Here is a 14254-nt window from a genome sequence, read left to right as displayed (position 1 = left end):
TTATTATAACCGGTATGAAAAGCGTTAAGGTTTATCGATATAGATGGCTCATCCTTTTTTCACTCATGCTTTTGGTGTTGGCCGTAGAAATCCAATGGATGAATCTGGCCCCTATCGGCAGGGTTGCCAATTTGTATTATACCGGACAGCTTTACGTAAAATTCTCTTCACCGGTAGACCTTCTTTCTTTAACCTATATGCTGGTATTTGTCTTTGCCAGTATCCCTTCTTCGTATGCCATCCATCGCTTTGGAATCAATGTCAGTATCAGGATTGCATGTTCCCTCATCATCTTTGCCAGCTTGAGCAAAGCAATCTATGTATCAAGTTTTACGATATTCCTTTTCAGCCAGTTTGTAATGGCCATTGCACAGGCTTTGGTTTTGAACAGCATCACAGAAATTGTATCCCGTTGGTTCTCTATCAGGGAGAGGGGGATGGCTGTTGGTATCGTTTCAGCTTCCCAGTATCTTTCTTTGGGAGTAGTCATGGTTTTTTCTCCCCTGTGGGTAGTAACCGAAGCCGATTCCGCATTGTATGGGAATGGGTTTGAGAGAATGATATTGATCTATTCGATTATCTGTAGTGTGTTTGCCTTGATAGCTGCATTACTGATCAGGGAAAAACCCCCTACACCTTCCTCTCTGTTTCAAACAGATGATCAATCATCATTCTTCCGTTCGCTTCTTGTGATAAAGGCAAATCCCTCCCTGAGGGGTTTGATAGTCATATTTTCCATTGGCTGGGGCGTCCTTATGACCTTTCTCAGTAAAGTTGACCTTGTAAGTTCCTTGATGGGTTTTCCTGACTCAAATGGAATTATCGGAATCTCCTTGCTCGGAGGGGGAATGGTTGGCGCAATTGTAATGCCTTCTCTTTCGGATAGGTTTCGCAAGCGCAAGTTTTTCTACGTTTTGTGCAGTATCTGCTCAATTCCAGGGCTGCTTATGTTACTGTTTAGCCAAAATATAGGGCAGGTTGTTTTTTCCCCTTGGATTATCTCCATTATCGGAGTTGCCATTTTCGGGTTCTGTGTCTTGAGCACGATCCCTATCGGGCTTCAATATGCGGCAGAGTTGGGGCAAGGAGTCTCAGAGGAAATAATCCAGGCGATTCTGATGCTTTGTTCCCAGGCCTTCGGTGCAATAATCATGCTAGTTACCATTTTTAGTGAGGGGCTCTATACAGAACGGTTACTGGTTGTGTTGGCTACCTTGTTGTTTGCGGCTATGATCGGGAGTACGTTCCTGAAGGAATCCCCTTTGATAGTAACAGAAGAGGAAAGGCTCACTACCGTAATTGAAAAGGAAATAGTACACCTGCAATGATGACCCTACGAGAAGCAACCGAAGAAGACATCCCATTGATACTGCAATTTGTCAAAGAATTGGCCATGTATGAACATCTCGAAAACGAAGTAGTCGCTACCCCGCAATTAATGAGATATTGGATTTTCGAACAGAAAAAGGCCTCGGTACTATTTTGCTGTCACGATGGCCTAGAAGTTGGTTTTGCACTGTATTTCTATAACTACTCGACATGGAAAGGTTGTTGCGGAATCTATATTGAAGATCTTTATGTGCAGAAAGCATACAGGGGAAAGGGTTTTGGGAAAGGGTTGATTACCCGTATCGCCCAAATTGCAAACAAGGAAGGCTGTGCCCGCGTTGAATGGGCTTGCCTTGACTGGAACCAAAGTAGTATAGATTTCTATAAAAGCCTCGGGGCAAAACCTATGGAAGATTGGTCGGTCTTTCGTCTTACTGGTCTTGCTTTACACTCTTTTTCTGAGAACTAGGCTCTCCAAGCCAAGGACAGTTTGGGACCAGAGCTTTGAAAAACCTTTTCAATGTTGTTCTGCTATCCTAAGGCTTGGGTTTCTGGCTCTTCGTGAAGCATGCTATAGGAAAAATCCTTTTTCTTCTTGTCTTCAAGATCTTTGATGGATTCCATGATGGCCGAAGCAAGTTTTCGATCTTCTTTTTTTGCCAGTAGCGTGAGAAACAGGTTTTCCCCATTCGTATTCTTGGTTTTCACGATAATCCGAAAAACCGATATATAGAATCCATTGCAATTGAGCATCCGAAATTCCGATGTGTGGTAACTACCTGTCTTTCCTTTGTTTTTGGAAAGGAAAAGGGTGGTTTCCTCATGGTAATGCTTCTGGTCGTCCGCATGTATAAGCTTTTCGATTACTTTTGATTCCATTTCCGAAAGAGCACCTGCAGTTCCAAACGGCAGTGCTGTGAAACTACTGTTTGCATAGATTGTTTTGAAGGTGTCACGTGACGTATTCAATTCAAATATAGTAAGAAAAACAGTTTGTAGTAATTTTCCATATCGTCGAAAAAAAAGGTTGCTAGTTGGAAGTGTAAGGCTTTTTAAATGTTTTGGGATAGGCTGTTTGATTGCATCAGAATCAACAAGCAACCGGTAATCGTTTTCTGATATCGGTTTCGAGAAAAAGTATCCCTGCAGCGTATTGCACCCGATGGATCTGTAGAAATTAGCCTGCTCTTGCGTTTCAATTCCTTCTGCAACAACCTGTAGGTTTATACCCAGAGCCATGTTCACGATGTTCTGGATGATTGTCTCCGCCTTATTCGAAGTTCCTATCTCACTGGTAAAGAGTTGATCAAGTTTCAGAATGTCTATCGGTACCTTCTGAAGCGTATTGAGTGATGAATAGCCGGAACCAAAATCATCCATCAATATCTCAAATCCGTGCTTCTGGAGAACTGAAATAGTCTGAAGCAATTGTTTTGGGTTGTCCATATAGGCTGTTTCGGTGATTTCAAGCTTGATAAGTGAGTGGGGTAATTCATATGTATCAACAATTGCAATGATTTCCTTGTAAAGGTCCGGGTTGAAGAAGTCTACCCTTGAGAGGTTTGACGATATCGGGATTGGTTTTTTCCCTTCGGTAAGCAGGGATCGCTGGAGAATGCAGACCTGTTCCAGGACATACAGGTCAAGTTTTTGGATAAATCCATTTTCTTCAAAGAGAGGAATGAATTCCAAAGGAGCAACCATCCCATTCTCAGGGGTAATCCATCTGACCAAGGCTTCTGCAGAGATGAATTTGTTTTCGTGTATATTATAGATTGGCTGCAAATAAATGATGAATTGTTTTGTGTTCAAGGCATTTTCAAAGGAATCCATGATTTTCTGTGCGGAAAGGACCTTGTTTCTCATTGCTTCGCTATAGTAGCAATAGGGGTCAGTATCATTCTCCTTGATACTGCGCATAGCCAGCTTAGCCCGGTCATTCATACGTTCCACTGGAAGTGAAATATCTTGGATCTCATACATACCGAAGGACATCTGGAGATTCATAGTAAGGCAGGTCTCGTGCAGGAGTTCGACGGAAAACCTTGAGAACTGTTCAGGATCGAATTCGTTTTTTGGCATACAGATGGCAAACTGGTCGGAATAGAATCTCCCGCAGACTCCCCGTTGGTTGACCCAGTTCAAGAATCCTTTGGCAAGATGGCGTAAAACGGAGTTTCCTTTCGTATTGCCAAATCTGTCATTTATCATTTTAAAGCGGACAACATTCCATCGGATATACAGATAAGTAGTTTCAGGATTTTCTTTGATAAGGTTTTCGGTTTTCCTGTAGAAGGCTTCCCTGTTGTACAGCCCGGTCAAAGAATCGAGTTCGAGCATTGTCACAAGCTCTTTTTGTTTTGCATCCTGTTCGTAGTTATTGATTGACACCAGCAGGAACACAGGGGCCCCAGAGTACAGATAAGGAAGCCAGGACATCTGCACCTGCAGAGAATGGGCCTTCATGAAAAAAGTAAAAGATCCTTGCGTTTCGATAGCTTTCTCGATTTTGCTTTCCAGCTGAGGCCTGATATCAGCTCCAAACAAGTCCAGGGCATTGGGAATGCCGGAACAGAATTCCTCGGAGCTGGGGAACTGGTGTTGCTCCAGTACTTTGGAATTGGCATAAAGAGGGGTTAGGCAATGACGGGTATAGGTAAAAAAAGCAACTCCATTTTCTGAATTCCCGAAATTTGGTTCTTCAAGGAGAAAACATTCTTTTTGTTTTTTCTTATTCTCCAGGAGCTCCAAGATCCTGGTATTTAATAGTTCGGGAGAGATGGGATAGGTGAAATAGTCCGAGGACCCGAGTTCGAAGGCTTTGATTACACTATCCAAATCATTGGGTAATGTCATGGAGAGTACCGGGATGTCTTTTACCAGGGAATTGTCTTTTCTCAGTCTCAGAAAATCCAAACCTTGTTTTTTATAGTGAATGAGGTCCAAAATGACAAGTCTTGTTATTACAGTTGCTTTTGACAGATACTTTAAGGAGTCTTCAGCTGATTGTAAGAATGTTACCATAATCTGTTTCGGAAGGTTTTCCGCAACCGTAGTATTCTCGGGAATTTCCCCAAATAAAAGGATTACCTCTAGTATGTTGTTGGATGAGTCAATCATGGTTTTCCTCGATGTATCTAACAACCTTACCATGCTTTTTCATTTAATCAATAATTAATTGTTGGGGTTGGTGATTTTAGGAAACACAATTGAGGTATAGGATAGTAAAAAAAGGATTTCTTAGGGCTGAATGCAAAAAAAGGGAATTGCTTTCACAATTCCCCCTTAGTAATTTTGTATGCCTATTCACGAGGTGAGAAATCAGATTTAGGAGCTCCACAGAGAGGACATACCCAATCTTCTGGAAGATCTTCGAAGGCTGTTCCCGCTTTGATTCCATTGTCAGGATCCCCTACTTTGGGATCGTAAATATAGCCACAAAGGTCGCATTCATATTCTTTCATTGACGTTTCCTCCTATCAATACAATACAGATATTATACTTCATGAGCAAGAAAAACTTATTGGTATATCACAAGAATCTTGTTGAGCATCTTGCAGAACTTCTTTTTGAAACTCTCAGGGGAGAGAATTTCTACAGAATCGCCACATTGTATGATTCTCAAAAACAATTCAATGGAATTTTCTACATCCATAGAACAGATGAGTGTTCCATCCTCAAGTTTATCAAATTCAGGGGTTCCATGTACCACCGTATGAAAAACATTCATTGCCGACCGTTCCTTGAGTTTCAAGCGCAAGGGAATCATATCAATACTTGCATATTGCTCCGTGTTTTCCCGTAATTTGAAAGGCTTCAGGTTGTCAGGGATCGTATAGGTTTCATCAAGGATCGTTGCACTGGTTATCGTGCTGATATCGATGGTAATAATCTCTGTGGTATGCCTGAGTCTTCCTGTAACGCTTATAGGGTTTCTGCCTCCGCTGTCTTCTTCCCTGAATCCGATAAAATAGGGTGCAAGTTCTGTTTCTACCGGTTCAAAGCCATTGGGCATCTGGATAATCCTTACGATTCGTCCCGAAACCCATGAGTCGATAAGGACTTCCAGGATAGAGTTGAATTTACTGCTTTCCTTCTTTTGTTGGACTTGTTTATCGATCTGTTCGGCAAGGTTGATGACATTGTCACTGATCTTAGGCGCATAGGAACGCATATTCATGGCAATCTTTCTCAACCCTGAAGCGAGATGCGGGTTCTGGAATTCAGAGTTTGTTGCCAATATCTCGGCTGAGAGATTGAAAGCCAAGCTTTCATATACACTGAGGGCAATGTTTTCATCGCCTTCCTTGTCTTTTATTTTTATGAGATTATTCTCTTCATAGATATCGATATACTGTTTCAACTCGTCGACATACCTGCTGATGGTCGATCGGTGTACTCCCAGTCGGCGTGCAATTTCAGCCCTACGCAGACCTTCAGGATGTGAATGTAATAATGGTTCGAGTTGTGCTACTCGTTCGCCTTTCATGTGTTACCTCTTATATGCACCATTTCGCAACAAAACTTGTGTCAGTATAGCATGAAACTATTCTGAGACAATAAAAAAAACGCATGGATTGGAAAAAATGCAACAAAAAAAAGACATTGTACGGGTATCGCCACACGTGATACGATAGGGGCAAAGGATTATATATGATTGAAGATCGACTTGATAAACTGGAAATGAAACTGGCCTATTCTGAGGAGACCGTTGAAACCTTGAACAAGGTGGTAACCGAACAGGCAAAAGAAATTACCTTGTTGCAAATTCATCTGGAGAAGCTTGAAAAGAAAATATCTGATTTGGTGGAGGAAGCTGGAGACGGTCTCCGTCCAAGCCGGAGACCGCCCCATTATTGATTGAAAATTAAACGAACAGATTGACCTTACTCTGTGAGGCGGCGCCCATATAGGTTGCCACACCACCGATTTCGACTCCGTCAAGCAATTCTTCTTTGGTGATTCCCATGATATCCATCGACATCTGGCAGGCAATCATTCGCACTCCCGCATCCTTCGCCTGGGCGAACATCTGCTGGACCTGATCGACATTCTTTTTCTTCATTCTTCCTTTCATCATGCTGGCTCCCATGCCTCCGAAATTCATTGACGAGAGGGAGAGGTCTTCCATTCCCTTAGGGAGCATTGCCCCGAACATTTTTGCAACAATATCTTTCTTTACCTTCTTTGCAGGTTTCTTACGGAGTACCGAGAGACCCCAGAAGGTGTAGAACATTGTTACGGTTTTTCCTGTTGCCGCAGCCCCATTGGCGAGTACGAACGAAGCAAGGGCTTTGTCCAGGTCATTGGAGAATACAATTAAGGTAGCTCCATTGTCAGGGTTGCAGATAGCCGGTTTTGTTCCGGTAACAGAATCGGGCATCGAACAGATTTCCGGGTTGCCTTTACCGATGACAGCGATGACATTGCCTTCCTTGGTAACAAGAGAGACAAGGTCGTTACCCGTGAGGGTACACCAGGATTGGACATCCGCGGCAAACCCGGGGTCAGAGGCCTTGATCGAAAGGCGATCACCCTGTTCGAGTTTGTCAATTTCCTTCTTCAGCCTGATAATCGGGCCAGGGCATTGCAGGCCGCAGGCATCAACTTCGAAAAGCTTGCCTACTGTGGGTTTGCGGAAACTGCCGTCTTCATTGAGTACTGAAGGAGCTCCTGTTACAACAATCGGTCCCTTTCCCCTGTTTTCAAGAAGCTCGCGTTCACGCATTGCCACTTCCCAGGTCTTGAACCCTCCGGTGAGGTTGTAGACTTTTGTAAAGCCATTCTGCCTGAGTGTCCGTTCGGCAAGGTATCCTCTAAGTCCGATGGCACAGTTGATGACAACTTCCTTGTCTTTGGGAACCTCTGCAAGTCTATTTCTTAAATCTGTATGGGCAATGTTGAGAGCGCCTTCGATTTTCCCAAGGGCAAATTCCTCCGGGCTACGCACATCGAGCATAAAGGCACCTGCAGCTTTCTTCTCTGCGGCTTCTTCCCAGGTAATCGTGTCCGATAGGCCATCGAGAACATTTTCCCCAATGAACCCAACCATATTCGTTGGATCTTTTGCACTGGAGAACGGTGGGGCATACGCCTGTTCAAATTCTGCAAGGTCATGTACGGTACCTTCCTTGCCAATGAGGGCGGAAATGACATCAATACGCTTGTCTACCCCGACATAGCCTACTGCCTGGGCTCCCCAGACCTTTCCAGTTGTTGGATGATACAGAACCTTCAAGGTCATCTGCTTCGACCCAGGATAGTAGCCTGCATGGCTTCCTGCATGGGTTACTGCCTCACGGAAGGGGAGTTCGGCTTTTCTCAGGCTTTTTTCGGTCAGTCCTGTCGAAGCAATGGTCAAGTCGAAAATCTTTGCAATACTGGTAGCAATGGTTCCGCCGTAAGGGCGTTTATTGCCATTGACGATATTATCGGCACAGAGTCTTGCCTGCTTGTTTGCAGGACCTGCAAGGGGAACAGTAAGGGCACTTTTTGTAAGTGGGCTGGTATATTCAATGGCATCGCCAACTGCACGGATGTTTTTGTCATTGGTGGTGAAATACTGGTCTACCTTTATTGCCCCGTTCTTTGCCAATTCAATCCCGGCTTCCCTGGCGAAAGCTGTGTCGGGCCTGACCCCGATGGAGAGGATGACGAGATCCGTGTCAATGAGGGTTCCTGAGGCAAGGCGTACGGTTATCAGAGAGCCATGTTTCTCAAAGGCAGAGACGCCGTCCTTGAGATATAAATTAACGCCCTTTGAGCGCATATGCTGCTGCACTTCTGCTGCCAGGTCATAGTCGATGACATTCATCACCTGTTCGAGGGCTTCCACTACTGAGACTTCCAAGCCTCGTTCCTTGAGGTTTTCCGCCATCTCAAGGCCGATGAAACCACCACCGACCACAACTGCCCGTTTGGTTGCAGGGTTGTCGATTTTTTCCTTGATGTTATCAATATCGGTAACAGAGCGGAGGGACATGATAGAGGGGTTGTCAATGCCTGGGATCGGAGGTTTGATCGGGCTCGCCCCGGGACTGAGAATCAAAGTATCATATCTTTCATCATATTCAGTGTTGTCTTTGAGATTCTTTATATGGACAGATTTCTCTTTCCTGTTGATGGATACTACCTCGGACAAAACCCTTGCCTCGACATTGAGGGATTGTTTGAATTTTTCTGGCGTCATTACAAACAGACGAGACCGTTCGGTTATCACATTTCCTGAATAATAAGGAAGCCCGCAGTTTGCGTAGCTGATGTATTCCCCGCGTTCAAACATGATGATGTCTGCTTTCTCATCGAGTCTTCTCAGTCGTGCAGCTGTTCCTGCTCCTCCTGCAACTCCTCCGACAATAACGTATTTGGCCATATACTATCCTCCTAAAGGTTATCTTTTAATTTATTTCTGGATAAAGGAAAGTTCTTCTGGAATCGTAATTCCGCTACAGCTGTAGCGTTCGATCAACTTGTCCCCATCTACAGTCAAGGAAACCAGAACTCCTCTTCTGTCTGCGTCGGAAATTGTCCTGGCAATGAGATTCCTTTTTTCCAGGGTGTCAAGAATGCGGGTGAGTCTGGATGGTGATAACTAAAGCTCTTTGGCAAGGGCACTCGGTTCATGAATGCCTTTGTGGGTGGCACAAAGAAGGAGGGCGTCGTTCAAGGATAATCCGGTTTCTTTCTTGAGGGTCTCCTCAAAGGTTCTGATAGAGGTCTGTAATTTCCGTATGGAACAAAGGTCAAGCATTTGATACTCCCATATAATTCTCACTAGCAAATATTGCTTAAGACAAATATAGGCCAGATAGAAATGGGCGTCAAGGGATGAGTTAGTTTTTTCTAAAAAATAGGGAGTTTCTGGAGTATAAAGCGAAAATAATGTGAAAACAGTATTATTAATAAGCAAAAATACTTAATAATTATACAATATATATTTTAATAAGAATATTTACATATTATATTTCAAGCCTACTTTTGGGCCTAAACCCATAGTTTACCTGTTGCCTCTGCTAGTATGGATATTGGATTTTTTTTATACCTGCACCGCTGAAATTTGTGGGCATAATTTGGTTGCATTGACTTTTAACACTTTTGGAGAATAGAATTATGTGCAGCTAAAATGTTTTTTGGATGTTTCTCTATCCAAAAATTCTTCTCCCTTCTTAGATGATGCAAGGAGAAATCAAATGAAAAAAGGAGCCTTTTTACTTATTGCCCTCATTCTGGTACTCTGGATCCCGGGCGGAGTCTTTGCCCAAGCTCAAACGGAAACAACGGGAAAAGGACCTGTGTCCATTGAATTCTGGACCACGGAGACACAATCAGACAGAATGGCTACAATCCAAGTTCTGGTTGATACTTTTACCGCTTTGAATCCCAACATTTCCATCAACGTAATCCCTGTCGATGAAAATGATCTTGCCACCCAGGCCCAGACAGCAAAAGCCACGGGTACGTTGCCGGCCTTGTTTGAAGGGCCAGCAGAAACGGTGGTCTCTTTTGGCACCCAGAACATGCTTGACATTGCAACAACGACACAACTTATCAAATCGATCGGGACTGATCGATTCTATTCCGGGCCACTGAGGGTCTTGGAAACGACCACAAAAGGCCAGTACTATGCACTTCCCTACCATGGCTGGGTACAGGGCTTATGGTATCGCTCTGACTGGTTCAAAGAGGCAGGGCTGGCTCCCCCCGAATCCTGGGAAGACATTCTCGCCGCTGCCAAATACTTCTATAAGCCGGAAAAGAACCAATATGGCATTTTGGTAGGAACGTTGCCTGAAGCCTATACCGAGCAATGTTTTACACCGATTGCCATGTCAAATGGTGCTGCTTTGTTCACCGCCGACAAAACTTTGGTCTTCAATTCTCCCCAAATGAAGGAAGCCGTTACGTTCTATGCCGAACTGGCAAAATACAATCCTCCTGGACCTCAGACCTGGAGAGCCCGTGACTATTATTTGCAGGGGAAAATGGCCATGTTCTTCTATTCCACGTACATCATGGATGATCTTGCAGTGCAGGAGGTAGCCGCAGGGTCTCTCACCGGAGAAAACTTCAGCAACTTGCAGGGGACAAGTTTTGATCCCGAACTGGTTACCAATACGGAAATTGCCTCGATGGTCTACCACAGATTCCCTGCTGGGTACGGTACCGTAGTCGCACTCGGTTTATTCAACCAGACCGACAAGGCAAAGACGGAGGCAGCGAGAAAATTCATTGAGTACCTCTATACCCAGAATGCCTATATTACTTTCTTGCATATGGCTCCTGGAGGAATGAACCCTATGCTGAAGGAAATTGCAACGAATCCAAGGTTCCAGAATGATCCTTCCGGTTTGTTCAAACGCTATGGCCAGAAAAAAATGGCGGAAATAATCGATGGTCTGGAAAATGTCCGTACGTTCAGTATCGTCGACGGCACCAGGATTGAAGAAGCAAGTGAAATAACCGCAAAACAGATTATTCCCCAGATGCTCTATAAGATTACCCAGGAGAATATGCCAATCGACGCTGCCATGAGCTGGGCGGAGGCCGAGATGCGTAAGCTTATGTAATCGATGGCAGGGGTTTTCTCCAGAGGTTTCTCAATGATTCGAAGAACAGGCACACGTGATGCCGAAACGATGAAAAGACAGAGATACCTGACCAGGGCCCAACAGGAACAGCATTTGGGTTGGGCCTTGGTTCTTCCCTCTGCACTCATCATCGTGGTTCTTATTCTCTATCCGGTTCTCTATAATTGCTATTTGAGCCTTTTTGATTTCGATCTTACCGGGGAACGTACGTTTGTGGGGTTCTCTAATTACCTTCAGGTATTGCAGGACAAGGAATTTTTGTACGCCTTGGGTACGACTATCCTCTATGTAACCTGTACGACCATCGGTACCACGTTGCTTGGCATTATTGTTGCATTGACGCTGAATAAGAAATTTCCCTTGCGTGGTCTTGTAAGGAGCATTGTCTTATTACCCTATGTTGCCCCTGTCATTTCCGTTGTTTTTGCGTGGCAGTTTGTGTTTGACCCGGTAAACGGGGTGTTCATGGATGTGTTCTATTCCAAGCTTGGCTGGTTTTCCCAACGTATGAATGTAGTCGGTGATCCCAAGACCGCTGTATGGGCTGCAATTCTTTTTAGTGTATGGAAAAACTTTCCTTTTACCTATCTTATGGTGCTTTCGCGTCTGCAGGCCATCGACCAGAATCTCTATGAGGCAGCGGAAGTAGATGGCGCAAACGGATGGCAGCAATTCAAGGCAATTACTCTGCCTGAAATCTATTTTGTAGTAAATGCCCTTATCCTGCTTAGGGTTATTTGGAATTTTAACAAATTCGATGAGGTCTACCTGCTCAGCAGCAATGTGAAGGTTTTCTCCGTATATACATATCTCAAAGCATTTACAGGGACAATGGATCTAAGCCAAGGAGCAACCTTGGCAGTAATCCAATTTGTTTTATTGATAGGATTTATCTTGTTTTATGTAAAGAAGGTCCTCAAATGGTAAAGAGAAAGAATTTCCTAAAAAGCCTGCTCTTTTTGCTCCTTGTCCTGTCCATTGTGTTCTTTTGCCTTTTTCCCTTTGCCCAGATGCTTTCCCTGTCGTTGAAATATCCCTGGGAATGGGGAAATCCTTCTTTGATCCCTTCTTTGGTGAATCTGGAAGCCTATAAGGAATTGCTCAACATAGGCAGTGACTTGAAGGCTGTCCCCGATTCCGTGCGAACACTGCTTGAGGAATCCCCTCAACTTTCAGCTGCACAGAAGAAGGCAATTGTGGCGAAGTATCAGGACACAGGGGATGTTTTTCCATTCCTTACGTATTTCAGGAACTCGGTATTTGTTGCCATGCTTGCCTCTTTCGTTTCTGTTTGTCTGGCCATCCTGGGGGCCTATGCATTCAGCCGTTTGAAATTCATCGGTCGTTCGGTTATTCAGCGGGGGGTTTTGTTTGTCTACATGTTCGGTGGCATCCTTTTGTTGATCCCCCTGTATCGCATTTTTGCCATGGTGGGATTGCTCAGCTCCCCGGCAGGGACTATGGGAAGCCTTATTATTGTCTATGTGGTACAGACACTTCCCGTTTCACTCTATATGTTGGGGAATTATTTTCGCACGATTCCCTTTTCCATTGAGGAAGCTGCCTTGATCGAAGGATTGAGCAGGTTTGGGACACTGGTTAGGATTATCATTCCTCTTTCACTTTCGGCTATCTTTACGGTATTTATCTATTGTTTCATGATAGCGTGGAATGAATATATGTTTGCTTCGGTTTTTTTGAAAAGTTTCAAAGGACTCTATACCCTGCCGATAGGATTGAAAACTCTGTTTGTATCGAAAAACGCTATCTGGGATAGGATCATGGCTGCTTCAATGCTGACTGCAGTCCCTGTTATGGTTCTGTTCATGGCAATACAGAAAAACCTTACCAGCGGTTTAGCCGCAGGGGGGGTGAAAGAATGAGTGAAGGGGGAAAAGAGCCATTAAGGATTGGAATGCTCCATTTTGAGATATTTGGGACAGACGGGGTTTCTTTGGAAATGGAAAAATGGAAACAAGTACTGGAAAATGCTGGGCATTCGGTGTTTTTATGCAGTGGGGAAAAATCCCCCTATAGTTCTTTTTCAAACATCACTATCATAGAGGAGCTCTCTTATCATCTTCCTTTGTCCCGGGACCTCGATAAAGCAACCTTTCATTCTTTGTTGCCCTTCGGTGATGAAGCAAAATACAGGGAAGCCCTGTTTCAAAGTGCCGAAGGTATAAAAGGGAAGTTGGATGAGTGGATAGAAAACAACCTTCTCGATGTAATCATTGTTGAGAATGTCTGGTCTGTAGGGTTGCATCCTGCGGCTGCCATTGCCCTCAGTTTAGCCATTCAGGGGCATCATCTTTCGATTCTTTCCCATGAACATGATTTCTACTGGGAGCGTGTCATTGGGCTTGGGATGACCTGTAAGACAGCGATGGAGATTGTCGATTGCTTTATTCCCCCCCATACCAAGGGGTATTCCCATGTTGTAATTAATAGACTCACCTGTGATGTGCTTGCAAAACGAAAAGGGATAGAGGCTGCTGTAATTCCCAATGTCTTTGATTTTTACCAGGCCCCTTGGGTTGTCGATGATTTCAATGCTGATTTTCGGCAGTCCTTTGGTATTAATCCAAATGATATTGTTATTCTTCAGGCAACCCGGATTATTCCCAGAAAAGGGATAGAGCTTGCGATTGACGTGGTGGCCTGTCTTGCAACCAAGAAGAAAGAGTTTATCGGTAGGCGTTTGTACAACGGAAAGAGGTTTTCCCAAAAAAGCAGGATAGTCCTGCTGCTTGCCGGGGATTTGAAAGATGACCAGTATTTCTATTTTTCGCGTTTGGTGGAAAAAGCAAAGCAAATGGGAGTTGAGATGATTCATATCGGAGATAGGATTTCTTCCAGGAGACATCAGATAAACAACAGAAAAACCTATTCCCTTTGGGATTCCTATGTCCATGCAGACCTTGTTTCGTACCCTTCCTACTGGGAAGGGTGGGGAAATCAGTTTCTGGAGGCGGTCCAGGCAAAATTACCCATTGTCTTGTTTGAATACCCTGTATATAAAAAAGATATTCGTCCACAAGGGTTTTTGACTATCTCTCTGGGTGATACTGTCGAATTTTCCCCGGCAGATGGGCTGGCCTCGGTGAAGATCTCACGACTGAAAAGGGCATCGAAACAGATGGCAGAGGTGTTGTTTGATAGAAAATATAGAACCCATATGGTTGAGATGAATTTCGAGATTGCACAGAGACAATTTTCACTTGAAGCCTTGCGCAGGTTTCTGGAACCGTACCTTGAGCTTTGGAGCAATGAAAAAAAAGGTTCTGGTCCTAATGCAATCCCTTAGGGGTTTCCTGTATTTGCATTATCGCCTGAGA

At 44.2% G+C, this 14254-nt stretch carries 12 protein-coding genes and 1 pseudogene; 7 read left to right on the top strand and 6 right to left on the bottom strand.

What is annotated here, in order from left to right:
- Nucleotides 1–14: 14 nt before the first annotated feature.
- Nucleotides 15–1328 carry an MFS transporter gene (locus SPIGRAPES_RS09180; RefSeq protein ID WP_014270485.1) on the top strand — a complete coding sequence of 438 codons (1314 nt, stop codon included), beginning with the start codon at nt 15–17 and terminating at the stop codon, nt 1326–1328.
- Nucleotides 1325–1798, top strand: a complete 474-nt coding sequence (locus tag SPIGRAPES_RS09175) for a GNAT family N-acetyltransferase (RefSeq protein ID WP_014270484.1) — start codon at nt 1325–1327, stop codon at nt 1796–1798. Before SPIGRAPES_RS09180 ends, SPIGRAPES_RS09175 begins: the two co-directional genes overlap by 4 nt.
- 62 nt (nt 1799–1860) lie before the next feature.
- Here SPIGRAPES_RS09175 and SPIGRAPES_RS16600 read toward each other — a convergent pair whose 3' ends face one another.
- From SPIGRAPES_RS16600 to SPIGRAPES_RS09160, 3 genes are all read right to left on the bottom strand, one after another.
- Nucleotides 1861–4449, bottom strand: a complete 2589-nt coding sequence (locus SPIGRAPES_RS16600; RefSeq protein ID WP_014270483.1) for a two-component system response regulator — start codon at nt 4447–4449, stop codon at nt 1861–1863.
- 182 nt (nt 4450–4631) lie between these two features.
- Nucleotides 4632–4793 (bottom strand): rubredoxin, encoded by a 162-nt coding sequence (rd, locus tag SPIGRAPES_RS09165; protein WP_014270482.1) that lies wholly within the window; start codon nt 4791–4793, stop codon nt 4632–4634.
- Between the two features lie 56 nt (nt 4794–4849).
- The gene (locus SPIGRAPES_RS09160; protein ID WP_014270481.1) at nt 4850–5818 is read right to left on the bottom strand and encodes a helix-turn-helix transcriptional regulator; all 969 of its coding nucleotides are present in this window, start codon (nt 5816–5818) and stop codon (nt 4850–4852) included.
- A 164-nt stretch (nt 5819–5982) separates the two neighbouring features.
- Here SPIGRAPES_RS09160 and SPIGRAPES_RS09155 point away from each other — a divergent pair, with 164 nt between their 5' ends.
- Complete coding sequence (locus SPIGRAPES_RS09155) at nt 5983–6189, top strand: SlyX family protein (RefSeq protein ID WP_014270480.1); 207 nt, start codon at nt 5983–5985, stop codon at nt 6187–6189.
- 7 nt (nt 6190–6196) lie between these two features.
- Here SPIGRAPES_RS09155 and SPIGRAPES_RS09150 read toward each other — a convergent pair whose 3' ends face one another.
- From SPIGRAPES_RS09150 to SPIGRAPES_RS17030, 3 genes and pseudogenes are all read right to left on the bottom strand, one after another.
- Nucleotides 6197–8701 (bottom strand): FAD-dependent oxidoreductase, encoded by a 2505-nt coding sequence (locus SPIGRAPES_RS09150; RefSeq protein WP_014270479.1) that lies wholly within the window; start codon nt 8699–8701, stop codon nt 6197–6199.
- A gap of 30 nt (nt 8702–8731) precedes the next feature.
- A pseudogene (locus tag SPIGRAPES_RS17595) lies at nt 8732–8908 on the bottom strand (MarR family transcriptional regulator); the annotation flags it as partial.
- 12 nt (nt 8909–8920) lie between these two features.
- Nucleotides 8921–9079 (bottom strand): hypothetical protein, encoded by a 159-nt coding sequence (locus tag SPIGRAPES_RS17030; protein WP_155816697.1) that lies wholly within the window; start codon nt 9077–9079, stop codon nt 8921–8923.
- Between the two features lie 439 nt (nt 9080–9518).
- Between SPIGRAPES_RS17030 and SPIGRAPES_RS09145 the strand changes: the two genes are divergently transcribed.
- From SPIGRAPES_RS09145 to SPIGRAPES_RS09130, 4 genes are read left to right on the top strand one after another with little or no spacing between them, the layout of a single operon-like run.
- A complete protein-coding gene (locus tag SPIGRAPES_RS09145; RefSeq protein WP_014270478.1) occupies nt 9519–10895 on the top strand; it encodes an ABC transporter substrate-binding protein in 1377 nt (458 codons plus the stop codon).
- Nucleotides 10896–10928: 33 nt separating this feature from the next.
- Nucleotides 10929–11843, top strand: a complete 915-nt coding sequence (locus SPIGRAPES_RS09140) for a carbohydrate ABC transporter permease (protein ID WP_014270477.1) — start codon at nt 10929–10931, stop codon at nt 11841–11843.
- Nucleotides 11837–12799, top strand: a complete 963-nt coding sequence (locus tag SPIGRAPES_RS09135) for a carbohydrate ABC transporter permease (protein ID WP_014270476.1) — start codon at nt 11837–11839, stop codon at nt 12797–12799. Before SPIGRAPES_RS09140 ends, SPIGRAPES_RS09135 begins: the two co-directional genes overlap by 7 nt.
- Nucleotides 12796–14223 carry a glycosyltransferase family 4 protein gene (locus SPIGRAPES_RS09130; protein ID WP_014270475.1) on the top strand — a complete coding sequence of 476 codons (1428 nt, stop codon included), beginning with the start codon at nt 12796–12798 and terminating at the stop codon, nt 14221–14223. Before SPIGRAPES_RS09135 ends, SPIGRAPES_RS09130 begins: the two co-directional genes overlap by 4 nt.
- The last annotated feature ends 31 nt before the right edge of the window (nt 14224–14254 follow it).

The organism is Sphaerochaeta pleomorpha str. Grapes (assembly GCF_000236685.1).
In the GTDB taxonomy this organism is placed as follows: Bacteria; Spirochaetota; Spirochaetia; order Sphaerochaetales; family Sphaerochaetaceae; genus Sphaerochaeta; species Sphaerochaeta pleomorpha.
This window is presented reverse-complemented; position numbering and strand designations above follow the sequence as displayed.

What these genes read in the sequence shown, in the direction of transcription:
- SPIGRAPES_RS09180 (WP_014270485.1), top strand. Translation starts at nt 15, where the DNA reads ATGAAAAGCGTTAAGGTTTATCGATATAGATGGCTCATCCTTTTTTCA.
- SPIGRAPES_RS09175 (WP_014270484.1), top strand. Translation starts at nt 1,325, where the DNA reads ATGATGACCCTACGAGAAGCAACCGAAGAAGACATCCCATTGATACTG.
- SPIGRAPES_RS16600 (WP_014270483.1), bottom strand. Translation starts at nt 4,449, where the DNA reads ATGATTGACTCATCCAACAACATACTAGAGGTAATCCTTTTATTTGGG.
- rd (WP_014270482.1), bottom strand. Translation starts at nt 4,793, where the DNA reads ATGAAAGAATATGAATGCGACCTTTGTGGCTATATTTACGATCCCAAA.
- SPIGRAPES_RS09160 (WP_014270481.1), bottom strand. Translation starts at nt 5,818, where the DNA reads ATGAAAGGCGAACGAGTAGCACAACTCGAACCATTATTACATTCACAT.
- SPIGRAPES_RS09155 (WP_014270480.1), top strand. Translation starts at nt 5,983, where the DNA reads ATGATTGAAGATCGACTTGATAAACTGGAAATGAAACTGGCCTATTCT.
- SPIGRAPES_RS09150 (WP_014270479.1), bottom strand. Translation starts at nt 8,701, where the DNA reads ATGGCCAAATACGTTATTGTCGGAGGAGTTGCAGGAGGAGCAGGAACA.
- SPIGRAPES_RS17030 (WP_155816697.1), bottom strand. Translation starts at nt 9,079, where the DNA reads ATGCTTGACCTTTGTTCCATACGGAAATTACAGACCTCTATCAGAACC.
- SPIGRAPES_RS09145 (WP_014270478.1), top strand. Translation starts at nt 9,519, where the DNA reads ATGAAAAAAGGAGCCTTTTTACTTATTGCCCTCATTCTGGTACTCTGG.
- SPIGRAPES_RS09140 (WP_014270477.1), top strand. Translation starts at nt 10,929, where the DNA reads ATGATTCGAAGAACAGGCACACGTGATGCCGAAACGATGAAAAGACAG.
- SPIGRAPES_RS09135 (WP_014270476.1), top strand. Translation starts at nt 11,837, where the DNA reads ATGGTAAAGAGAAAGAATTTCCTAAAAAGCCTGCTCTTTTTGCTCCTT.
- SPIGRAPES_RS09130 (WP_014270475.1), top strand. Translation starts at nt 12,796, where the DNA reads ATGAGTGAAGGGGGAAAAGAGCCATTAAGGATTGGAATGCTCCATTTT.